The sequence below is a fragment of the Paenibacillus phyllosphaerae genome, assembly GCF_014192105.1.
GTDB lineage: Bacteria > Bacillota > Bacilli > Paenibacillales > Paenibacillaceae > Paenibacillus_Z > Paenibacillus_Z phyllosphaerae.
Window position 1 is genome coordinate 1 of record NZ_JACHXK010000016.1, and the last position, 25,527, is coordinate 25,527.

Annotated in this window: 4 protein-coding genes; all 4 read left to right on the plus strand. The window is 60.5% G+C overall.

Features of this window, described 5'->3' with window-relative positions:
* The first annotated feature begins 12 nt into the window (after positions 1-12).
* The 4 genes from FHS18_RS25000 to FHS18_RS25015 all read left to right on the plus strand — a co-directional run bounded on the left by FHS18_RS25000 (position 13) and on the right by FHS18_RS25015 (position 25,515).
* Positions 13-7,524, plus strand: a complete 7,512-nt coding sequence (locus tag FHS18_RS25000; protein WP_246427898.1) for a non-ribosomal peptide synthetase — start codon at positions 13-15, stop codon at positions 7,522-7,524.
* A gap of 46 nt (positions 7,525-7,570) precedes the next feature.
* On the plus strand, positions 7,571-18,337 hold the full coding sequence (locus FHS18_RS25005) for a non-ribosomal peptide synthetase (RefSeq protein WP_183603124.1): 10,767 nt from the start codon (positions 7,571-7,573) through the stop codon (positions 18,335-18,337).
* A gap of 69 nt (positions 18,338-18,406) precedes the next feature.
* Positions 18,407-22,327, plus strand: a complete 3,921-nt coding sequence (locus FHS18_RS25010; protein WP_183603125.1) for a non-ribosomal peptide synthetase — start codon at positions 18,407-18,409, stop codon at positions 22,325-22,327.
* 11 nt (positions 22,328-22,338) lie between these two features.
* On the plus strand, positions 22,339-25,515 hold the full coding sequence (locus FHS18_RS25015) for a non-ribosomal peptide synthetase (protein ID WP_183603126.1): 3,177 nt from the start codon (positions 22,339-22,341) through the stop codon (positions 25,513-25,515).
* The last annotated feature ends 12 nt before the right edge of the window (positions 25,516-25,527 follow it).

Below are 25,527 nucleotides of genomic sequence, written 5' to 3' on the forward strand. Positions count from 1 at the left end.
AGGAAGCAGTACATGCTGCAGGACAGCGGGGCGAAGGTGCTGGTCAGTTGCGGCCAGACGAAGGATGGAGCGTCCTTGGGCGTGCCGGTGCTCGATTTGTCGCAGCCAGACACCTGGGCGCTTACCGAAGGAGAGACACCGTCAGTAAGACGCGGAGAATCGGATCGGTTGGCGTATATCATCTACACCTCGGGAACGACCGGAGAGCCGAAAGGAGTTATGGTCGAGCATCGCAGCGTCGTGCGACTGGTGCAGGGGCTGTGGGAGCGCGTGTACCGGGAGTTCGAGACGCCGCAGCCAGTGGCGCTGGTGGCGCCGTATGTATTCGACGCTTCGGTACAGCAGATATTCGGGGCGCTGCTGCTGGGGCATGAGCTGCATCTGGTGCCGGAGGAAGCACGGCGCGACGGGGCGAAGCTGGCGGAGTATTACCGGCGATACGGCATACGGGTATCGGACGGGACACCGCTTCATGCGCGGATGCTGTCAGAGGCAGGGGAACGGCTGGAGGTGCGGCGCTTCCTGATCGGAGGCGATGTGCTGACGGCGTCGACGGCGCAGGCGTTGATGAGACAGTGCAAAGAAGGGGCGAAGGTGTTCAACGTCTACGGCCCGACGGAATGCTGCGTGGATTCGACCTGCTGGCAGGTGGACGCGGCAGACTTGGAAGGCCGGGAGGAATCGCCGGTCGGGCGTCCGTTCGTCAACCGGATTCGGATCCTGGACAAAGGCGGCCGATTGTCGCTGCCGGGCGTTCCCGGAGAGGTATATATCGGCGGACCAGGTCTCGCACGCGGATACCGAAACCGCGAAGAGCTGACAGCGGATCGATTCGTATCGGACCCGTATACGCCTGGAGAGCGGCTGTACCGGACGGGTGACCGCGGAAGATGGCTGCCAACCGGCGAGCTGGAGTACGGGGGACGTCTGGACGAGCAGGTGAAGGTGCGTGGCTATCGGATCGAGCTTGGGGAGATCGAGAGCCGGTTGCTGGAACATCCAGCTGTGCTGGAAGCAGCGGTTACGGTCCGCAGCAATGCGGAAGGCGAGAAAGAACTGTGCGCCTATGTGCGGACGGCGGGTTCGGTGAACGTAGTGGAGCTGCGGTCGCATTTGTCCGAGAAGCTGCCGGAGTATATGTTGCCGTCGCACTATACGTCGGTGGAGAAGCTGCCGATGACGGTGAATGGCAAATTGGACCGCAACGCGCTGCCAGAGCCGCAAATGAACGTGGAGAGCGGTACGGCGTACGCTGCGCCGCGAACGGAGATCGAGCAGGAGCTGTCGGAGATTTGGACCAAGCTGCTCGGCCGCGAGCAAGTCGGCATTCACGACAATTTCTTCGCGTTGGGCGGCGACTCCATCAAAGCGCTGCAAATGGCGGCCAAGTTGCATAAATTAAAAATTACGCTTGAGCTGGAGCATATTTTTAACTATCCGACCATTGCGGAGCTGGGCCTGCGGGTGAAGAAGGGGCAAGCCCAAGGGGAAAATGAGCTCGTCACCGGAGAAGCGGTGCTGACGCCGATTCAACGGCTGTTCTTCGATAAGCGGTACGAGCAGGAGCACCATCGGAACCAGTCGATTATGTTGTACAGCCGCAAGGCGCTTGCGGAGGCAGCGCTGCACAGCGCAGCGAGGAAGCTCGCGGAGCATCACGACGTGCTGCGGATGGTGTTCAAGCGGGAAGCGGACGGCACGGCAACCGCCTACAACCGTGGAATGGAGTCCGAACCTTATCGCCTGACGGCGCTGGATCTGAGAGGGCAGGAGAACGTATCGGACCGGATCGAAGCGGAAGCCGGACGCATCCAAGCCGGCCTGGATTTGGCGAACGGTCCGTTGTTCCAGCTAGGCTGGTTCCGCACGGACGCAGGGGATCATCTGTTGCTGGTTGTCCACCATTTGGCGGTGGACGGCGTGTCGTGGCGGATCCTCTTCGAAGATTGGACATCCGCTTACGAGCAGGCGGCGGCCGGGAAGAGCATCGAGCTGCAAGCCAAGAGCCATTCGTTCCGGACCTGGGCGAAGGAGCTGCACGCCTACGCGCAGAGCAAGGAAGCGGCGAGAGAGCTGCCTTACTGGCGGGAAGTGGACCGGAAGAAAGTAGCGGCGCTGCCGCGAAGGACGAGCCTCGCGAGCAAACTGAAGGAGAGCCGGACATTGTCGGTCGACTTGGACGAGACGTACACGAAACGGCTGCTGCAGCAGAGCCACGGCGCGTACAACACGGAGATCAACGACCTGCTGCTGACGGGACTGGGCCTTGCGATCCGGGAATGGAGCGGGCAGGAGGAAGTGGCGGTCAATCTGGAGGGCCATGGCCGCGAGAGTCTGGTGAAGGGGATGAATATCACCCGGACGGTGGGCTGGTTCACGGCGATGTATCCGGTCGTGCTGGATATGCGGAAACCGGAGGATGTCGGGTACCAGATCAAGGTGGTCAAGGACGGACTGCGCAAGGTGCCGAACAAAGGGATCGGCTACGGCTTGCTTCGGTATATGCGTGAGGATGCGTCTGGTTCGAATGAAACATGGCAGCTGGAACCGGAGATTAGCTTCAACTATATGGGACAGTACGATGAGGATTTGCAGCAGGGACAAGGCTGGATCGAGCTGTCGGGCGAAGCGATGGGGCCGCAATACAGTCTGGACATGGAACGCGATCATGTACTTGATTTTAACGGCGTCGTACAGGGCGGTCGGCTGACGATGACGTGCAATTATAGCGAAGAAGCTTATGCGGAGGATGAAATCTCCTCTTTGCTGGCCGCTTATTGCAAGCAGCTGGAACGCATCGTCGACCACTGCGTGGCGCGCGAGGAGAGCGAATTGACCCCGGGCGACTTGCTGTATAACGAGTTGACGATCGAAGAGCTGGAGGAGCTGGGACCGAAGAATATCGCCGATGTCGGCCCATTGACGCCGATGCAGGAGGGCATGCTGTTCCAGCATCTGTTCGATCAGCAGTCCGAAGCTTATTTCACGCAGATGTTCTTTGAAATCAGGGGATCGCTGCATGCGGACCTCCTTGGCCGGAGCTTCCAACGCCTGATTGACCGGCATGAGGCTCTACGGTCGGTATTTAATTATGGCAGGGACAAGCGCAATCTGCAGATTGTTCTGAAACAATGCCAGGCTGATTTTAAGGTGATTGAGCTGGTTGAACTGGATGAGGCGGAGCAGCGTCGACGGCTTGAAGCTTACAAAAAGGATGAACGCGCCGCAGGCTTCGATCTAAGTTCGGATCGGCTCATTCGGGCTACCGTATTCCGTTTGGCGGAAGAGCGCCATGCAATACTGTGGAGCCATCACCACATTCTGATGGACGGCTGGTGCATCGCGGTATTGGCCAAAGAATGGCTGGAGATGTACGAAGCGCTGCTACGCGGCAAGGAGCCGGAGTTAATTCCGGTGCCGCCATACGGCGGGTATATCCGCTGGCTGCAGCAGCAGGATAAGCAGACCGCGCTGGATTATTGGCGGACTTATCTGCAGGGCTACACTCGCGCTGCAAGTCTGCCTCGCAAAAGCGTGCCCGGGCCTTCGCAAAGAGCCGTTCATCTATTCAAGCTAGATGAACAGATGACGCAGGGGCTGAACCAGCTGGCGCAGCGTCATCAGGTGACGGTGAACACCGTTCTCCAGGCGCTCTGGTCGGTCATGCTGCAGCGATACAGCGGTGCCGGCGACGTGGTGTTCGGCACGGTCGTGTCGGGACGTCCTCCGGAGGTGGATGGCATTGAACGGATGATCGGCCTGTTCATCAACACGGTTCCTGTACGGGTAAGGACGGAGGCAGGGCAGACGTTCGGACAGCTGATCGGACAGCTGCAGAAGGAAGCGGGAGAATCGACGGCGTACCACCACTTCCCGCTGTATGAAGTACAGGCGCAGAGCGAGTTGAAGCGTGAGCTGCTGAATCATCTGTTCGTATTCGAGAATTATCCGGTGGACCGGGAGCTTACGGGCGTAAGCGAAGCAAGCGAGGCGCATATCGGAGAACGGATCGGCAGCGTCGAGGTGTTCGAGCAGACCAATTACGAGTTTGAAATCGTGATCTCCCCGGGCACGGAGATCGAGATCCGGTTGAAGTACGATGCCGGCGTGTATGATGAGAAGCTGATTCGGAATATCGGGAGTCACTGGCAGCAGGCGGCGAGCTTCGTTGCGAGCGGCCCGAATGCCCTGGTGGCCGACATTCCTCTGCTGACCGAACAGGAACGCGAGCTTATCCTGGGGGATAGCCCGCGACCGGCTGCATCGTATCCGCAGGACAAGACTCTCATCGACCTCTTCATCGAACAGTCGGAACGGGTGCCGGACCGTATCGCGGTTACGGGAGCGGGAGAGCAGCTGACCTATCGGGAGCTGAATGCCCAAGCCGAGCAGGTAGCGCAGGCACTGCGAATGAAGGGCATTGGCCCGGAGAAGATCGTCGCGATTATGATGGATCGATCGCCGGCCATGATCGTCGGCATCTTGGGGATTATGAAGGCCGGAGGCGCTTATTTGCCAATCGACCCGCAGCTGCCTGTCGAAAGGAAGGCCTATATGCTGGCTGACAGCGGCGCGCAAGCGGTACTGACGCGAAGCGGAGCTGGCGAAATAGCCGGCGTGCATGTCGAGGAGCTGGGCGTGGAACCTATTCTTAACGGGGCCGAGTTCGATCGTCAGGCGATAGGCGCTGAATCTGCGGAGCATGCCGGAGCGGGCAAGGCCGTCCCGTCCAGCCTGGCCTACGTGATCTATACATCCGGGACAACCGGCCAGCCGAAAGGCGTGATGATCGAGCACCGCAATGTCGTAAGCCTCTTCTTTGGTCAGTCCGACATGGAGCGGTGGTTCGAGTTCAATGAGCATGACGTATGGACGATGTTCCATTCCTTCGGATTCGACTTCTCCGTATGGGAGATGTACGGCGCGCTGCTGTTCGGCGGCAAGCTGGTGATTGTTCCGCACGAGACCGTCCGGACGCCGGCCGCATTCCGAGAGCTGCTCGTTAGCGAGCAGGTAACGGTGCTCAATCAGACGCCGACGGCATTTCAGTCTCTGTTAAAGGAAGAGACCGCTCACCGCGATTGCGGATTGGGCTTGCGCTATATTATTTTTGGCGGCGAAGCGCTCATCCCTTCGATGTTGAAGGATTGGTATGCCAAATACGGCGAGGCGACGCTGCTTGTCAATATGTATGGCATTACCGAAATCACGGTGCATGCGACATTTAGACCGATGACGCCGTTAGACACGACGCGAAGCGATTCGCCGATCGGCGTTCCGCTTCCATCCTTGGCCGCCTATGTGCTCGGAGCTGACCGCCAGCTGCTGCCGGTAGGCGTACCAGGTGAGCTCTATATCGGCGGGGCGGGCGTAGCGCGCGGCTATCTGAATCGTCCGGAGCTGACGGCAGAGCGGTTCGTGCCTAACCCGCATGTGTCGGGAGAGCGGCTCTACCGGACCGGCGACCGCGCACGATGGTTGCCAGACGGCGAGCTGGAATACGGGGGCCGATTGGACGAGCAGGTCAAGATCCGCGGCTACCGGATCGAGCTTGGGGAGATCGAGAGCCGGCTGCTGGAGCATGAGTCGGTTAAGGAAGCGGCCGTAATCTTGCGTACCGCTGCCGACGGGGAGAAGGAACTGTGCGCCTATATGCGGACGACAGGTTCGGTCAACGTGGCACAGCTGCGGGCGCATCTGCTTCGCTATTTGCCGGAATATATGCTGCCTGCCCGTTATACGGTGCTGGAGCGCATGCCGATGACCGTGAACGGCAAGCTTGACCGTTCGGCATTGCCCGAGCCGCTCGGCAACGTGGACAGCGGGACGGCGTATGCCTCTCCGCAGAATGCTATCGAGCAGGAGATGGCTGACATTTGGTCCAAGCTGCTTGGCCATGATCAAGTCGGTATTCATGACAATTTCTTCGCTCTGGGCGGAGACTCGATCAAAGCGCTGCAGTTCTCCTCACGATTAAACAAGCAGGGATACACGTTGGAGCTCAAGGATCTGTTCACTTATCCGACCATTGCGGAGCTGAGCCTGCGGGCGAAGAAGGGGCAAGCCGAAGGGGAAAATGAGCTCGTCACCGGAGAAGCGGTACTGACGCCGATTCAACGGCAGTTCTTCGATAAGCGGTACGAGCAGGAGCACCATCGGAACCAGTCGATTATGTTGTACAGCCGCAAGGCGCTTGCGGAGGCAGCGCTGCACAGCGCAGCGAGGAAGCTCACGGAGCATCACGACGTGCTGCGGATGGTGTTCAAGCGGGAAGCGGACGGCACGGCAACCGCCTACAACCGCGGAATGGAGTCCGAACCTTACCGCCTGACGGCGCTGGATCTAAGAGGGCAGGAGAACGTATCGGCCCGGATCGAAGCGGAAGCCGGACGCATCCAAGCCGGCCTGGATTTGGCGAACGGTCCGTTGTTCCAGCTGGGCTGGTTCCGCACGGATGAAGGGGATCATCTGCTGCTGGTTGTCCACCATTTGGCGGTGGATGGCGTGTCGTGGCGGATCCTCTTCGAAGATTGGACATCCGCGTACGAGCAGGCGGCGGCCGGGAAGTGCATTGAGCTGCAAGCCAAGAGTCATTCATTCCGGACCTGGGCGAAGGAGCTGCACGCCTACGCGCAGAGCAAGGAAGCGGCCAGAGAGCTGCTTTACTGGCGGGAAGTGGACCGGAAGAAAGTGGCGGCGCTGCCGCGAAGGACGAGCCTCGAGAGCAAACTGAAGGAGAGCCGGACGCTGTCGGTCGACTTGGACGAGACGTATACGAAACGGCTGCTGCAGCAGAGCCACGGCGCATACAACACGGAGATCAACGACCTGCTGCTGACGGGACTGGGCCTTGCGATCCGGGAATGGAGCGGGCAGGAGGAAGTGGCGGTCAATCTGGAGGGCCATGGCCGCGAGAGTCTGGCGAAGGGGATGAACATCACCCGGACGGTGGGCTGGTTCACGGCGATGTATCCGGTCGTGTTGGACATGCGGAAGCCGGAGGATGTCGGGTACCAGATCAAGGTGGTCAAGGACGGACTGCGCAAGGTGCCGAACAAAGGGATCGGCTACGGCTTGCTTCGGTATATGCGGGAGGATGCGTCTGGTTCGAATGAAGCATGGCAGCTGGAACCGGAGATTAGCTTCAACTATATGGGACAGTACGATGAGGATTTGCAGCAGGGACAAGGCTGGTTCGAGCTGTCGGGCGAAGCGGCGGGACCGGAGTTCAGTCCGGATATGAAGCGAGATTACGTGCTTGATGTCAGCGGCAAGGTGCAAGACGGATGCCTGACCATGGCATGCGCCTACAGCCAAGCCGATTATGAGGAAGAGGAAATCCGTCGCCTGTTGACAAGCTTCCGGCAGCAGCTGGAGCGCATCGTTGACCACTGCGCGGAGCGCGGCGAGACGGAACTGACTCCGGGTGATCTATTGTACGACGATCTGACGATTGAGGAGCTGGATGATCTGGCCGAAGAGCTTGGCGGCATCCTAACGTTAACGGGCCAGACGAAGAGGTAACTGAACGCTACGCTTGTTTGTAGACTTGGTAGTCGAAGGAGCACATATGTCGAATAAAGCGCAAATCGCCAACATTTATCCATTGACGCCGATGCAGGAAGGGATGCTGTTCCAGCATCTCTACGACCCGCATTCGGAGGCGTATTACATTCAAATGTCGTTCGAGCTGACAGGATGGATATCCGTATCCATCCTGCAGCAAAGCTTCCAACGCCTGGTTGACCGGCATGAGGCGCTGAGGAGCGTATTCAAGTACGACCGGGACAAGCGAAATCTGCAAATCGTATTAAAGGAGCGGCAGGCGGATTTTGCCGTGGTGGATCTGAGCGGCCTAGATCAAGCCGAGCAGCTTCGGCATATGGAGGATTACAGGACGCGCGAGCGTGCGGCCGGCTTTGATCTGAGGTCGGATATGCTGATCCGGGTGACGGTGTTCCGCTTGGCGGAAGATCGCCATGCGGTACTGTGGAGCCATCATCATATTCTGATGGACGGCTGGTGCGTCGGCCTGTTGTCGAAGGAATGGCTGGACCTGTACGAAGCGCTGCTGCACGGCCGGGATGCAAGACTGGGCTCGGTGCCTCCGTACAGCGGATATGTAAGCTGGCTGCAGCGTCAGGACAAGGAGGAGGCGCTTTCCTACTGGCGATCCCATCTGGAAGGTTATAGTCAAGCCGCCGGTATCCCCCGGAGAAGCGTGCAGGGGCCTTCGCGGCGGTGCGAGCATGTTTTCAAGCTGGACGAGAAGATGACCCAGGGGCTGAACCAGTTGGCGCAGCGTCATCAGGTGACCGCGAATACGGTTCTCCAGGCGCTCTGGTCGGTGTTGCTGCTGAGGTACAGCGGTACAGCCGACGCGGTGTTCGGTGCAGTCGTGTCGGGACGCCCCCCGGAGGTAGACGGGATCGAGCGGATGGTCGGCTTGTTTATCAACACGATTCCCGTCCGGGTAAGGACGGAGGCAGGGCAAACGTTCGGACAGCTGATCGGACAGATGCAGAAGGAAGCGGGAGAATCGACGGCTTATCACTACTTCCCGCTGTATGAGGTGCAGGCGCAGAGCGAATTGAAACGCGAGCTGCTGAACCATCTGTTCGTGTTCGAGAATTATCCGGTGGACCGTGAGCTTGCAGGCAAGGCCGGTGCAAGCGAGGGACATCTGGGCGAGCGGGTCGGGCATGTGGAAGTCGTCGAGCAGACCGGCTATGCGCTGGAAATCGTCGTATCGCCGGGCACTGAGATCGAGATTCGGATGAGATACGATGCCGGCGTATACGAAGAACAATTTATCCGTCGGATCGAAGGCCATTGGCAGCAGGCCGCGGGCTTCGTGATCCAGCATCCGAACGGTCAAGTAACGGATATTCCCATTCTGACCGATGCGGAGCGCAAGGCGATTGAGCAGGCCCATTTGGTTACGGAAGCAGCGTATCCGCAGGAGCGGACGATCGTTGATTTGTTCGAGGAACAAACGAAACAGTCCCCAGGCCGCATGGCCATCAGGGGAGAAGGCATGCAGCTGACCTATGGAGAGCTCGACGCTGCGGCTGAACGGGTAGCGAAGGTACTGCGAGCGAAAGGAGTAGGCCCGGAGAAGATCGTCGCTGTCATGATGCATCGTTCGCCAGCTATGATTGTCGGCATCCTGGGGATTATGAAGGCGGGCGGCGCTTATCTGCCCATCGATCCGGGGCTGCCCTTGGAGCGCAAGGCGTACATCATGGCGGACAGCAGCGCATTAGTCGTGCTGACGCGAAACGGCTGTGGCGAAGCAGCAGGCTTGAATATCGAGGAGCTGGGCGTCGAGTCCATAACGAGCGGCGCAGAGCCCCTTGCGCTGGAAGAATCCCTGGGGCATGCGGAGAATGATCGGCCGGGCAAGGCTTCCCCGTCTAACCTGGCCTATGTCATCTACACGTCCGGGACGACAGGACAGCCTAAGGGCGTGATGATTGAGCATCGTTCGCTGGTGAACCGATTGTATTGGATGCAGAACGAGTACCGCCTAAGCGAATCGGATGTCATTTTGTTCAAAACGCCGTTTACCTTCGATGTTTCGGTATGGGAACTTCTGTGGTGGATGATGGCGGGGGCCTCCTGCGCGGTGCTTGATTCGGGCAACGAGAAGGACCCGTCCGCAGTTGCGCAGGCAATCGCGCGATATGGCGTGAGCCACATTCATTTTGTCCCGTCCATGCTTCATGCCTTCTTGGATGAGTCGGAAGTTTCGGGGACTGCATATGCGGCTTCACTGAAGCAGATATTCGCCAGCGGGGAAGAGCTGAAAGTTGCGCATGTCGAGAAGTTCAATCGGCTGCTGCGGGACACCCTTGGCGTGGAGCTTCATAATCTTTATGGACCAACGGAGGCGACGATTGATGTAACGGCCTACGATACGGCGGACTTGGCGGGCGGATCGGAGCGCGTTCCCATCGGCAGACCGATTGCCAATACGCAAATCTACATCCTGGATAGCAGCCGGAAGCCGGTTGCGGAAGGCGTAACGGGCGAGCTGTACATCGCCGGCGACGGATTGGCGCGTGGCTATCTGAACCGGCCGGAGCTGACGGCCGAGCGGTTCGTGGCGAACCCCTTGCGGGAAGGACGCATGTACCGCAGCGGCGATCTGGCGCGCTGGCTGCCAGACGGAACGATCGCCTACGCAGGACGCGCAGACGATCAGATCAAAATACGGGGCTATCGGATCGAGCCGGGGGAAATCGAGCATCGGCTGCATGAGCATGAAGCGGTAAGCGGCGCGATCGTGCTGGGCGAAGAGGGCGAACTGACCGCGTATATCGTGCTGAGTCGCGAGACGACGGTGCAAGAGCTGCGGGAGCATGTGCAGGCAAGCTTGCCGGCATACATGACGCCGGAGCGGTTCGTGCAAGTGGAGACGATTCCGCTGACGGCCAACGGGAAGGCGGACCGGCGGGCGCTGCGGGAGCAGGGCCAGCGGCTGGGAAGCGCCGAAGCGGCGGCGGAGCCTGCGGACGAGTTGGAAAGCCGGCTGGCCGGGATGTTCGCGGAGGTGCTGGGCCATGAGCGCGTCGGCGCGACGGACGATTTCTTCGCCCTTGGCGGGCACTCGCTGAAAGCGACGGTGCTGGCTAACCGCCTGCGGCAGCAGATGGAAGCGGAAGTGACGCTGCGGGAGGTGTTCGAGCATCCGACGGTACGCAGAATGGCCGAGGCGATTCGCCGCGGCGCGAAACGCCGGGAGTCTCCGATCCCGACGGCAGCGGTACGGGACGTCTATCCGCTGTCCTCGGCGCAGAAACGGCTGTACATTCTGAACAAGCTGGAGGAAGCGGGCACCAGCTACAATACGCCGGGCGTGCTGGAGCTGTCCGGCAGGCTGGACGCGCAGCGGCTCGCGGGCGCCTTCGAAGCGCTGGTGCGGCGGCATGAGGTGCTGCGTACGTCCTTTATCTGGCAGGATGGAGAACCGGTGCAGCGAGTCCATGAGGAAGCGAAGCCGGAGTTCCTGGAGCTTGCGGCAGCATGCGAGAGCGAAGCGAGGACAATGGCGGCGAGCTTCGTGAAGCCGTTCCGCCTGGAGGAAGCGCCGCTGCTGCGCGCGGGTCTGATCCGGTTGAGCGAGGAACGCCATATCCTGGTGTTCGACATGCATCACATCGTGTCGGACGGGGTGACGCTCGATCTATTGGCGCGGGAGTTGGGCCAGCTGTACGCGGGGGTATCCGGGGAAGCGCCGCGCGTGCAGTACAAGGATTACGCGGTATGGCAGCAAGCGCGGCTGAAGAGCGGGGAGCTGGCCCGGTCGGAGGCATATTGGCTGGAGCGGTTCGCGGAAGGCGTGCCGGTGCTGGACTTGCCAGCGGACAAGCCGAGGCCGGCGAAGCCAAGCGGAGAAGGCGGGCGTGTCCATGCGGAGGTCGACGAGCAGACGCTGGCGGCGGTGAAGCGGCTGGCGGCGGAGAGCGGCTCGACGGTTTACATGGTGCTGCTGGCCGCGCTTCAGGTGTTGCTGTCGAAGCTGTCGGGCCAAGCGGACGTGGTCGTAGGGACGCCGGTGGCAGGCCGGACGCATGCGGATACGGAAGCGATGGCGGGCGTATTCATCAACATGCTGGCGATGCGCGGCAAGCCAGTGGGCGAGAAGCCGTTCGCGGCTTACTTGCAGGAAGTACGGGAGCAGGCGCTGGGCGCGTATGAGCACCAGGAGTATCCGTTCGAGGAGCTAGTGGCCCGGCTAGAGGCAAGGCGGGACATGAGCCGCCATCCACTGTTCGATGTGATGTTCGTCATGCAGAACATGGACGGGGCCAAGCTGGAGATGGGCGGCCTCCGTATCAGCGATTACCCGATGGAATACCGGAGGGCGAAGCTGGATGTCATGCTGGAGGCGTCGGAGGACGCCGGGCGGCTGCGGCTCATGCTGGAATACAGCACCGATTTGTTCCGGGAAGAGACCGCGCGGAAGTGGCTGCGGCGGCTGAATGAGCTGCTGCAGCAAGCGGGAGCGCAGCCGGCAAGCCGGATATCGGATCTGCAAGTGCTGCTGGCGGAGGAAGAGCGGACGCTTGCGGCATTCAACCAAACGGAGCAACTTTATCCGAAGAGCAAGACGGTGGACGAGTTGTTCCGCGAGCAGGCCCTTCGTACGCCGGATCGTCTAGCGCTGACCAAGGCTGGCGCGGGGATGACGTACCGGGAGCTGGATCAGCGAACGGAGCAGGTGGCGTTGGCGCTCAGGCGGCACGGCGTCGGTCCGGGAAGCATTGTCGGACTGCTGTTCGGGCATGAGCCGGAGGCGGTAGTGGCGATGCTCGGCACGATGAGAGCCGGTGGAACTTATGTGCCGCTTGATCCGGAACATCCGGCAGAGCGGATCGCCTACATGGTGGAGGACAGCGGCGCGATGCTGCTGCTGACCGACTGCAAAGGTGGCCAGTATGCAGGCACTGCTGCGCATACGTTGGAGGAGCTGTTGACCCGGGAGACTGTGGACGCCAACGGGGAAGAAGCTGCCGAAAGCGGCCTTAGCCTCATCGGGCAGGAGATTGGTGAGGCAGCCGACAGGCTGGCGTACATCCTGTATACGTCGGGCACGACCGGGAAACCGAAGGGAACGATGGTGACGCACCAGGGGTTGACGAATTATATCTGCTGGTCAGAGAAGACGTACGGGCAAGGCGCCTATCCGTTGTATACGCCACTTACATTCGATCTGACGGTCACGTCGATCTTCACGCCGTTGATCGGCGGGGGAGAGGTCGTGGTGTATGGAGGCGCAGACCGGAGCCACGTGCTGCTGCAGGTGCTGGAGAGCGACGAGGTGGATGTGCTGAAGCTGACGCCCGCGCACTTGAAACTGGTCCCGCAGGCGCGGAAAGCTCCGGAACGGCTGAGAGCGCTAATCGTAGGCGGGGAGCAGCTGGAGACGGAGGCAGCCCGCAGCGCATGGGCGTATCTGGGTGGGAACGTCGACATTTACAACGAATACGGTCCGACGGAAGCGACGGTAGGCTGCATGACGCATCGGTATGACCCGAGCCGGGACTTGGGCGCGGCCGTGCCGATCGGCGTGCCGGCGGCCAACACGCAGATCTACATCCTGGATAGCAGCCGGAAGCCGGTTGCGGAAGGGGTAACGGGCGAGCTGTACATCGCCGGCGACGGATTGGCACGTGGCTATCTGAACCGGCCGGAGCTGACGGCCGAGCGGTTCGTGGCGAGCCCCTTGCGGGAAGGGCGCATGTACCGCAGCGGCGATCTGGCGCGCTGGCTGCCGGATGGAACGATCGTCTACGCGGGTCGCGCGGACGATCAGATCAAAATTCGGGGCTATCGGATCGAGCCGGGAGAGATCGAGCATCGGCTGCATGAGCATGAAGCGGTGAGCGGGGCGATCGTGCTGGGCGAAGAGGGCGAACTGACCGCGTATATCGTGCTGAGTCGCGAGACGACGGTGCAAGAACTGCGGGAGCATGTTCAGGCAAGCTTGCCGGGATACATGACGCCGGAGCGGTTCGTGGAAGTGGAGACGATTCCGCTGACGGCCAACGGGAAGGCGGATAGGCGGGCGCTGCGAGAGCAGGGCAAGCGGCTGGGAAGCGCCGAAGCGGCGGCGGAGCCTGCGGACGAGTTGGAGAGCCGGCTAGCAGGGATGTTCGCGGAGGTGCTGGGCCATGAGCGCGTAGGCGCGACGGACGATTTCTTCGCCCTTGGCGGGCACTCGCTGAAAGCGACGGTGCTGGCCAACCGCCTGCGGCAGCAGATGGAAGCGGAAGTGACGCTGCGGGAGGTGTTCGAGCATCCGACGGTACGCAGAATGGCCGAGGCGATCCGCCGCGGAGCGAAGCGCCGGGAGTCCCCGATCCCAACGGCAGCGGTACGGGACGTCTATCCGCTGTCCTCGGCGCAGAAACGGCTGTACATTCTGAACAAGCTGGAGGAAGAAGGCACCAGCTACAATACGCCGGGCGTGCTGGAGCTATCCGGCAGGCTGGACGCGCAGCGGCTCGCGGGCGCCTTCGAAGCGCTGGTGCAGCGGCATGAGGTGCTGCGTACGTCCTTTATCTGGCAGGACGGAGAACCGGCGCAGCGCATCCATGAGGAAGCGAAGCCGGAATTCCTGGAATTTGCGGCAGCAGACGAGAGTGAAGCGAGGGCGGTGGCGGCGAGCTTCGTGAAGCCGTTCCGCCTGGAGGAAGCGCCGCTGCTGCGCGCGGGTCTGATCCGATTGAGCGAGGAGCGCCATATTCTGGTGTTCGACATGCATCACATCGTGTCGGACGGGGTGACGCTCGATCTATTGGCGCGGGAGTTGGGCCAGCTGTACGCGGGGGTATCCGGGGAAGCGCCGCGAGTGCAGTACAAGGATTACGCGGTATGGCAGCAGGAGAGGCTGAAGAGCGGGGAGCTGGCCCGGTCGGAGGCATATTGGCTGGAGCGGTTCGCGGAAGGCGTGCCGGTGCTGGACTTGCCGGGGGACAAGCCGCGGCCGGCGAAGCCGAGCGGAGAAGGCGGGCGTGTCCATGCGGAGGTCGACGAGCAGACGCTGGCGGCGGTGAAGCAGCTGGCGGCGGAGAGCGGCTCGACGGTGTACATGGTGCTGCTGGCCGCGCTTCAGGTGTTGCTGTCGAAGCTGTCGGGCCAAGCGGACGTGGTCGTAGGGACGCCGGTGGCAGGCCGGACGCATGCAGATACGGAAGCGATGGCGGGAGTGTTCATCAACATGCTGGCGATGCGCGGCAAGCCGGCAGGCGAGAAGTCGTTTGCGGCTTACTTGCAGGAAGTGAGGGAGCAGGCGCTGGGCGCGTATGAGCACCAGGAGTATCCGTTCGAGGAGCTGGTAGCCCGGTTGGAGGCAAAGCGGGACATGAGCCGCCATCCGCTGTTCGACGTCATGTTCGTCATGCAGAACATGGACGGGGCCAAGCTGGAGATGGGCGGCATCCGCATCAGCGATTACCAGATGGAACACCGGAGGGCGAAGCTGGATGTCATGCTGGGGGCGTCGGAGGAAGACGGGCGGCTGCGGCTCATGCTGGAATACAGCACCGACTTGTTCCGGGAAGAGACCGCGCGGAAGTGGCTGCAGCGGCTGAATGAGCTGCTGCAGCAAGCGGGAGCGCAGCCGGCAAGCCGGATATCGGACCTTCAGGTGCTGCTGGCGGAGGAAGAGCGGACGCTAGCGGCATTCAACCAAACGGAGCAGCCTTATCCGAAGAGCAAGACGGTGGACGAGTTGTTCCGCGAGCAGGCCCTTCGCACGCCGGATCGTCCAGCGCTGACCAAGGCTGGCGCGGTCGCGGGACTGACGTACCGGGAGCTGGATCAGCGAACGGCGCAGGTGGCGCAGGCGCTCAGGCGGCACGGCGTCGGTCCGGGAAGCATTGTCGGACTGCTGTTCGGGCATGAGCCGGAGGCGGTAGTGGCGATTCTCGGCACGATGAGAGCCGGTGGAACTTATGTGCCGCTTGATCCGGAGCATCCGGCAGAGCGGACCGCCTACATGGTAGAGGATAGCGGCGCGATGCTGCTGTTGACCGACCGCAGCGGGGGCCAGTATGCAGGCACTGCAGCGTATACGCTGGAGGAGTTGTTGGCCCGGAAGGCCGGGAGTGTCGCATGCCGCGTCGAGCAGGATGTTGTGGAAGCAGCCGACAGGCTGGCGTACATCCTGTATACGTCGGGCACGACCGGGAAGCCGAAGGGAACGATGGTGACGCACCAGGGGCTGACGAATTATATCTGCTGGTCGGAGAAGACGTACGGGCAAGGCGCCTATCCGTTGTATACGCCATTCACGTTCGATCTGACGGTTACGTCGATCTTCACGCCGTTGATCGGCGGGGGAGAGGTCGTGGTGTATGGAGGGGCAGACCGGAGCCACGTGCTGCTGCAGGTGCTGGAGAGCGACGAGGTGGATGTGCTGAAGCTGACGCCCGCGCACTTGAAACTGGTCCCGCAGGCGCGGAAAGCTCCGGAACGGCTGAGAGCGCTAATCGTAGGCGGGGAGCAGCTGGAGACGGAGGCAGCCCGCAGCGCATGGGCGTATCTGGGCGGGAACGTCGACATTTACAACGAATACGGTCCGACGGAAGCGACGGTAGGCTGCATGACGCATCGGTATGACCCGAGCCGGGACTTGGGCGCGGCCGTGCCGATCGGCGTGCCGGCGGCCAACACGCAGATCTACATCCTGGATAGCAGCCGGAAGCCGGTTGCGGAAGGGGTAACGGGCGAGCTGTACATCGCCGGCGACGGATTGGCACGTGGCTATCTGAACCGGCCGGAGCTGACGGCCGAGCGGTTCGTGGCGAGCCCCTTGCGGGAAGGGCGCATGTACCGCAGCGGCGATCTGGCGCGCTGGCTGCCGGACGGAACGATCGCCTACGCGGGACGCGCAGACGATCAGATCAAAATACGCGGCTATCGGATCGAGCCGGGGGAGATCGAGCACCGGCTGCATGAGCATGAAGCGGTAAGCGGCGCGATCGTGCTGGGCGAAGATGGCGAATTGACCGCATATATCGTGCTGCTCTGCGAGACGACGGTGCAAGAGCTGCGGGAGCATGTGCAGGCAAGCTTGCCGGGATACATGACGCCGGAGCGGTTCGTGCAAGTGGAGACGATTCCGCTGACGGCCAACGGCAAGGCGGACCGGCGGGCGCTGCGAGAGCAGGGCAAGCGGCTGGGAAGCGCCGAAGCGGCGGCGGAGCCTGCGGACGAGTTGGAGAGCCGGTTGGCCGGGATGTTCGCGGAGGTGCTGGGCCATGAGCGCGTCGGCGCGACGGACGATTTCTTCGCCCTTGGCGGGCACTCGCTGAAAGCGACGGCGCTGGCCAACCGCCTGCGGCAGCAGATGGAAGCGGAAGTGACGCTGCGGGAGGTGTTCGAGCATCCGACGGTGCGGGGAATGGCCGAGGCGATCCGCCGCGGAGCGAAGCGCCGGGAGTCTCCGATCCCGACGGCAGCGGTACGGGACGTCTATCCGCTGTCCTCGGCGCAGAAACGGCTGTACATTCTGAACAAGCTGGAGGAAGAAGGCACCAGCTACAATACGCCGGGCGTGCTGGAGCTATCCGGCAGGCTGGACGCGAAGCGGCTCGAGGGTGCCTTCGAAGTGTTGGTGCAGCGGCATGAGGTGCTGCGTACGTCCTTTATCTGGCAGGACGGAGAACCGGCGCAGCGCATCCATGAGGAAGCGAAGCCGGAGTTCCTGGAGCTTGCGGCAGCAGACGAGAGCGAAGCGAGGGCAATGGCGACGAGCTTCGTGAAGCCGTTCCGCCTGGAGGAAGCGCCGCTGCTGCGCGCGGGTCTGATCCGGTTAAGCGAGGAACGCCATATCCTGGTGTTCGACATGCATCACATCGTGTCGGACGGGGTGACGCTCGATCTATTGGCGCGGGAGCTGGGCCAGCTGTACGCGGGGGTATCCGGGGAAGCGCCGCGAGTGCAGTACAAGGATTACGCGGTATGGCAGCAAGCGCGGCTGCAGAGCGGGGAGTTGGCCCGGTCGGAGGCGTACTGGCTGGAGCAGTTCGCGGAAGGCGTGCCGGTGCTGGACTTGCCAGCGGACAAGCCGAGGCCGGCGAAGCCGAGCGGAGAAGGCGGGCGTGTCCATGCGGAGGTCGACGAGCAGACGCTGGCGGCGGTGAAGCAGCTGGCGGCGGAGAGCGGCTCGACGGTTTACATGGTGCTGCTGGCCGCGCTTCAGGTGTTGCTGTCGAAGCTGTCGGGCCAAGCGGACGTGGTCGTAGGGACGCCGGTGGCAGGCCGGACGCATGCGGATACGGAAGCGATGGCAGGAGTATTCATCAACATGCTGGCGATGCGCGGCAAGCCGGCAGGCGAGAAGCCGTTCGCGGCTTACTTGCAGGAAGTACGGGAGCAGGCGCTGGGCGCGTATGAGCACCAGGAGTATCCGTTCGAGGAGCTGGTATCCCGGCTGGAAGCACGGCAGGATATGAGCCGCCACCCGCTGTTCGATGTCATGTTCGTGCTGCACGGGCAGCGAAAGCTCGAGCGCCGGTTCCACGATGTCTCCATTAATGACAGCTATGAGGTGACGGGCGCCCATGCCAAGTTCGACCTTATGCTGGAGGCGGTCGAACAAGAGGGTTCGTATATGCTGTCGTTAGCCTACCGGACGGCTCTTTATTTGGAGTCGACCGCCGCGGAATGGCTCAAGGATTATATGAGCCTGCTGGAGCTGGCCGCAGCCGTTCCGTCCGCGACGCTTGACCAGCTATGGGTGAGCTTGAATGACCTTAAATACGATATGGCGGGCGTGAAAGAAAATATGGAGCTCGCATTCCGGCATCATTTTACGTTCTAAGCTAGCCGCCGGATCCATTCAGCCGTTACGGGCGGAAGGATCCGGCTCAATGCCGACAGGGGGATAGGAATGGTTACGATAAACGAGCAAGTCGCGGGCGGCCCGTCATATTGGGTGAATAAGCTGCATGCATGGAAGAACGGTGCGTCGCGCGCAGCCGCATGGGATATTAAACGGGCGAGCGCCGGAAGATTGAACGTACCGTTTCAACTTCGGGAGGAGCTTACAGAGCGGCTTCTCCAACTTGCGAAGCATGATCCGTACGCTTTGTTCGCGCTCCTGACGGCTGCCTTTGGCCTTACGGTTCATAAATCGACGGGGATGAAGCAGGTCGGGCTTGCTATTCCGCAGCTGCGTCAGGCCGGAGCCGGGCCGCAATCGAGCGTATTTCTCAAGCTGGAGCCTATGTCCGACATGGCCGTTCCCGCATACTTGAACGCCGTTATGTCCGAGATGAGAGAATCGTATGCGCAAGCGCCTGCTGCGGCCGCCGAATACCGGCGGCTTGATCAGGACGAATTGCGCGATGTCCACCGGTTTGGCGTTGGTTTCGCCCCGCTTCATCATGTGGACGCTTTCGTGGAGACGGCCTATAGCTATGATAATCGTCTCACGCTGCTCTTCTCATTAGAGAACGACTCGATCGCCGGCGAACTGCTCGGCGGAGATCACGGGATTGACCGCATAGAAGCCGATTCTTGGATTAGCGGGACCATCCATATCCTGGACCAGCTCAGTCGAGGGAAAGAATACGTTCTGGCGGAAATCTCCCTGTTGACGGAGGAGGAGCAGTCTCTTATCGCCGGCTTGAATACGACCGAAGAGCCGCTGCCTTCCGTTAATACGGTGCACGAATGGTTCGAAGCGACAACGATGCGATTTCCTGACGCTACCGCACTCGAGTGCGGTGCGGTCCGCATGACCTATGAGGAGCTGAATCGGGCCGGGAACCGCGTCGCCGCAAGACTGGCCGCCGCCGTCCCCGAGAGTGGTCAGCCGAAGCGGTACGGCGTCATGCTCAACCGTTCTCCGGAGTTTGTTGCAACGATTCTCGGCATACTCAAGGCGGGGGCTGCCTACGTTCCGATCGATCCCGCCACGCCAACCGAGAGGGTGCGGTTCATCGTGGAGGATAGCCAGCTTGCAGCGTTGGTGTGCGGCGCCGGGCTAGCTCCTGACGGTCTGGCTTGTCCCGTTATCCTTGCCGTGGAAGACACAACGCCGACGGATAGCGAAGCCGGGGTGGGCCGCGGAGGACTCGCAAGTGAACAGCGGACAAGCGCGGGCGCTGATCAAGCGGCTTATCTGATCTATACATCCGGGTCGACCGGCCAACCGAAGGGGGTCGTGATCTCGCACCGGAATTTGCTCAACTACTTGGGTTGGGCCAGCCGAATCTATACATCGGGCGAACGTATGACCTTCCCGCTGTATTCGTCCATTGCGTTCGACCTGACGGTAACATCGATTTTCCTGCCGCTTGTCACGGGCGGATCTATTATCGTGTACGACGGCGAAGATCCGGCCACTACGCTGCTCCAGGTGGCGCAGGATAACCGATCCGAAATTATCAAGCTGACGCCATCTCATCTCAAACTATGGACACAACTGGAGAAAGCTCCGTCCGTGCGGAAAATGATCGTCGGCGGCGAGCAGCTTTCCTGGCAATTGGCGGAGGCTGCGCATGCTCAGTACGACGGTAATCTGCACCTCTATAACGAGTATGGACCGACCGAAACGACGGTTGGTTGTATGACGTATACCTTCGACCCCGGGAAGGACGCAGGGGATGCGGTGCCGATCGGCCGGCCTGGCGGCAATACAGCCATCTACTTGCTGAACGACAACCTTGAGCATGTAGCAGCCGGGATGACCGGCGCGCTGTATGTCGGGGGACTGGGCGTGGCGAAGGGCTATTGGAACCGGGATGCCCTTACGGGCGAGAAGTTCGTCGCGGATCCGTTCCGGCCCGGAGAAGTGATGTATCACACCGGCGATTTGGCCAGACGGCTGGCGAACGGCGTCATGGTCTACGAGGGACGAACGGACGAACAGATCAAACGGAACGGTTACCGGATCGAGAAGGATGAAATTGAAAGCCGCCTGCGGAGCTGCAGTGGCGTAAGGGACGCTAAGATCGTAGTCCGGCAGTCGGGTCTGGTGGCTTATGTCGTGGCCGATGAGCCGTTCGACGAACAACGGCTTGCTGATGAGATGAAGCAATGGCTGCCGGATTATATGCTGCCTGACGGCTATGTCCGATTGGATCGTTTCCCGCTTACCCGGAACGGGAAAATCGAATTGTCCGAATTGCCGGAGCCTTCGCAGCCGGGCAACACCTCCGATACCGAAGCCAGCGAAATGGAGCTGCGGCTGTTGGCAGTCTGCAAGGAGGTGCTCGGCCTTGAAGAATTAGGCGTACATGACAATCTCGCTTTTGCCGGGATGGATTCCATTAAAGCGATCCAAATTTCCGCGAGGCTGCACAAGCAAGGATATGCCGTAGATCTGCACACCTTATTGCTGCAGCGTACCGTCCGGGCGATGGCATCGGCCGTGCACAGTTCCGACAAACAGGAAGAGCCTGGCGAGGCAGACGGCGAGCTGCCGCTGACGCCAATCCAGCTTCGCTTCTTTGAGCGGCATGGCATGCTGAACCATTACAACCAGTCGGTGATGCTGTATAGCCGGAAGCCGTTTCAAGAGGAAGCGCTGGAGGCGGCCCTGCAGGCGCTTGTCGCTCATCACGACATGCTGCGAAGCGCCTTCGAGCTGGAAGATGGCCGTATCCGCGCGCGTTACTGCAGCCTGGGAACACAACCGCAGCCGATACTTCATATGCGCATCTACGGCGATGAGCCGGACCGGGACGTAATCGACGAAGAGGCAACAGCGATACAGGGGAGCTTCGATCTTGCCAAGGGTCATTTGTTCAAAGCAGCTTTGTTCCGCTCGGCAGGAGGGGATCACCTGCTGCTGGCCGCTCATCATCTCGTCGTGGACGGGGTATCATGGCGTATTCTGCTCGAGGATCTGGCTGCGGCCTACAAGCAGGCATGCGGCGGACAGAAGATTGTTATGCCGAGCAAGACTGTTTCATACGCGAGGTGGGCAGCCGGGTTGCGTCCGTCCGAGCGGGAGGCGCTTGGCCACAAGCTGCCCGAATGGACAGTGGAACAGCGGCAAGACTCGTCTGCACTCCCTCCGTTAGAAGCGGATGAGGGCAAATGCGGCGACGTGCGGACCCGTTCGTTTACCTTGAATAAAGAGACGACGAGGAAGCTTCTGCAGCAGTCGACGGAGCGTTACCAAGCTCGCATGGATGAGCTGCTGTTGACGGCTATGGCGCTTGCCATCCGGGATCAATACGGCCTGCGGAACATCACGGTTGATCTGGAGGGACATGGCAGGGACGCCGGTTATGAAGCGTTGAACGTGAGCAGAACGGTAGGGTGGTTTACGTCGATCTACCCGCTTCTAATCCAGGTTGATCCTGGCTCGGATATGCGCAAGCATGTGAGCGATGTTCAAGCGCGATTCCGGCCGGCGGGGGCCAACGGATGGAAATACGGCGTCTTGCGGTATATGGATGCCGAACCGGCTCCGACGGAACGGGAATATGGATGTGCGCCGATCAGCTTTAACTACTTGGGGCAATTGGGATCGGAGTTCGAAAACGACTTATTCGAGATGTCGGACTGGCCGATGGGCAGACTCGTGCGGCCGGAAGCCCCCCGGGATTACCAGCTTGAATTCATTGCTGTCATTGCGGGAGGCCAGCTGTCGGTTCAGGTCGTCTATAGTCCTTCCGAGCGCGCGGATGAGCGGATGAGCGCATTGATGAGCTCCTGCGAGCAGTATATTGTGACTCTGGTCGAGGAAGGCACCCGAAGACCCGCCGATTCGAGAAGGGATATGAATCAGCTGGACTCGCTGTCGCCGGAGGAAGCGCAGCTTATCTTACTGCGGCGCAATACGAAAAAAGATTAGGAGAGCAGCCAATGAATCAATCAACCGTTTCTTCAGACGACTATAACGCCGTCCACCAGATGTACCCGCTATCGCCTATGCAGGAGGCGATGGTATACAGCGCATGGTCCGGCATGGATAACAAAGCCTATTTCGTCCAGTATGCCTATCGCGGGGAGGGAGAGCTGGACCCTGCCTTGCTGCGTGAGAGCGTTCGGGAGCTCGCCAGGCGGCATGATATTCTCCGGACTCAAATCATTTATGAACGGGTAACGCGTCCTCTCCAGGTTGTCACGAATGAATCGAACGCAGAATGCGTCTATGAGGATCTAACCGCAATGACCGATGAGGAGCAGGTAGCCTACATCGACAGCATGAAGCGGCGGGACAGGGAGAGGGGGTTCTTGCCATCCGATTCGATCCTGATGCGGATCAGAGTCTTCCGGCAGCAGAGCAGCCGCTTCACCTTATTGTGGAGCTTCCATCACATTCTAATGGATGCTTGGTGCGTGCCGATGATAAGCCAAGAGCTGCTGCACATTTATGCGGCGTTGAAGAGCGGGAGGCATCCTGCGCAGCGGCAGCCGCAGCCATACAGCCGTTACATCCATTGGCTGGAACGGCGCTCGAAACAGCAGAGCTTCGACTATTGGGAGCGGCTGCTGGAAGGGTACGATCAGATCGCCGCGCTCCCGATCCGCTGGCGGGAGGCCAAGGAACAGACGGGTAAGGACAACTATCGGCAGCAGGATCTGATCTTTCAGCTGGACCGATTCACGACAGAACGGCTGCATGACGTAGCCCGGGCGAACGGCGTGACCTTGAACACGCTGTTTCAAGCGATGTGGGGGATTCTGCTGCAGCGCTACAATAATACGAACGATGTCGTATTTGGCGCGGTCGTGTCCGGCCGGCCGCCCGAGGTGGAGGGTGTCGAGGAGATGGTCGGCTTGTTCATCAATACGATTCCAGTACGCATCCAGGCCTCCGACAAGGTCCGCATAGGCGAGTTGCTGCGTAATGTGCAAGAACGAATGAGCGCTTCGCTCGGCCATAGCTATTTGCCCCTGTTCGAGCTTGCCGCGAAGTTCTCGGCAAATACCGGCAGCAGAAAGCTGCTCGATCATCTGTTTCTATTCGAGAATTATCCCGTATTGGCGGATTCCCAAGACTTCGGGACGGATGACCTTGGTTTTCTTCTGCAGATGGAGGAGGAATTCGAGCAAGCTGATTTCGACTTTAATATTATAGTCGTGCCTGGCGAAGAGATGAGAATCGTGTATCGCTTCAATGCAAACGAATATGAGCCGGCAATGATCGAGCGCATGAAAGAGCATCTGCTGGCGATTGCGACGCAGATCGCAGACAAGCCGGATATGTCTGTCGGGGAAATCGATTTGCTCACATCCGCCGACCGGGAGCTTCTTCGGGATTTCGATCGGATCGATCAGGCCGAGCAGCCGACCGGCCGCCTCATGGATGGGTTTGCGGCCCAGGCGGCGCTTCATCCGCATCAAACGGCCGTTATTTGCGGAGAGCGGGAGGTAAGCTACGGCGAGCTGAGCCGCTGGGCGGGCTATATTGCAGAGGAGCTCCGAAGACGGCAGGTTGGTCCTAACGATAAGGTCGCCTGCTACATGGGGCGTACGCCGTTATTGTTGGCGGCATTGCTTGGCATCTGGCAGGCGGGGGCGGCTTACGTGCCGCTGGACCCGGACTACCCGGCAGAGCGCATCCGCTATATGTTTCAGGACAGCGGCGCTAAGCTGGTGCTGACGGATGCGGCGAATGCGTCCCAATTGCCAACGGATGCTACGCCGCTGCTGGCGGGAGAAATCATCGATGCTTCGGGGGCCGAAGCGGAGCCTTCCTTGGACGGACATAACGTCCGGCAGGAGCAGGCGTATATCATCTATACCTCCGGTTCGACGGGCCAGCCCAAGGGCGTCATGGTGGGGGCCGATAATGTCCAGTATTTCTTCGCGGGCGTGTCCGAACGGATCCCGTTCCCGGCTAACAGCCGTGTGCTCAGCGCGGCAAGCGTTTCCTTCGATATTTTTGTGCTGGAGGCATTGCTTCCGTTATGGAAGGGACTTACCGTCGTGTTGGCCGACGACCAAGAAGCAGCGCGTCCCGATCTGTTGAATGGGCTATTGGCCCGCCATGGCGTGAACGTGTTCCAGACGACCCCTTCACGCTTGCAACGAATGCTGCTTGCCGATGAAGCGAGCGAATCCTTCGCCGCACTTGACATGCTTCTGGTCGGCGGGGAATCGATTTCGGTTGAACTGCTACAGAGCTTCAAGTCGGTTTCTTCCGCAAGCGTCTTCAACATGTATGGTCCGACGGAGACGACCGTATGGGCAACCGCGGCTGAGATTAGCGGCGAGGGGCGAATCAAGATCGGTTTGCCTTTTAACGGGGTATCGATAGCGATTGTCAATCCGGACGGACGCGAGCAGCCCGTTGGAATAACGGGGGAAATCGTCATTGGGGGGCCGGTCGTTACGCAGGGCTACTGCAACCTTCCCGATCTGACGGCCTCGCGTTTCTGCGCCCTCCCAGGACGGACTGCGAACAAATGGTATCGAACAGGCGATATAGGCGTTGTGATGCCGGATGGAAGTTTGATTTACGCCGGACGAATGGACCATCAGATCAAGTTTCTCGGACATCGTATCGAGCTGGGGGAAATTGAAGCTTGCCTTGCGGCTTATCCAGGGATCAGGCGCGTCTGTGTACTGCATCAGGTCAGCGCGAATGGCCAGCCTTTCCTTCGCGCTTTTATCGAAACTACTGACCCGAGGGTTATTGACGCGCTGCCGTTATTTGCAGCCGACAGACTGCTTCGTCATATGCTGCCCGGCGACTGGGTGCGGGTGGAACAGTTCCCGCTTACGCCTAGCGGGAAGCTGGATCGGCGTGCTCTGGCGGAAATTCCGATGAAGGCCACTGCGTCCGAAGCGGATAATCCGGGGATCGATCTTCAGTTGGTCGACCAACTGAAGGCGTTATGGCAGAAGGTGCTGGACACTCAGGATGTGGGGCTTAAGGATAGTTTCTTCGAGCTCGGCGGGAGCTCGATTCATGCAGCCAAAGTCGAGATTATTCTGGAAAGCATGGGTTTCTCCACGGAACCGCTGCTGCTGTACCGATATGAGACGATCGAGAAACTCGCGAAATATCTTAACGCCTTGTCGACGGTCTGATGGAGGAGAGAC

Coding starts and splice junctions, on each gene's coding strand:
- FHS18_RS25005 (WP_183603124.1), top strand. CDS start 7,571: ATGTCGAATAAAGCGCAAATCGCCAACATTTATCCATTGACGCCGATG.
- FHS18_RS25010 (WP_183603125.1), top strand. CDS start 18,407: ATGGTTACGATAAACGAGCAAGTCGCGGGCGGCCCGTCATATTGGGTG.
- FHS18_RS25000 (WP_246427898.1), top strand. CDS start 13: ATGCTGCAGGACAGCGGGGCGAAGGTGCTGGTCAGTTGCGGCCAGACG.
- FHS18_RS25015 (WP_183603126.1), top strand. CDS start 22,339: ATGAATCAATCAACCGTTTCTTCAGACGACTATAACGCCGTCCACCAG.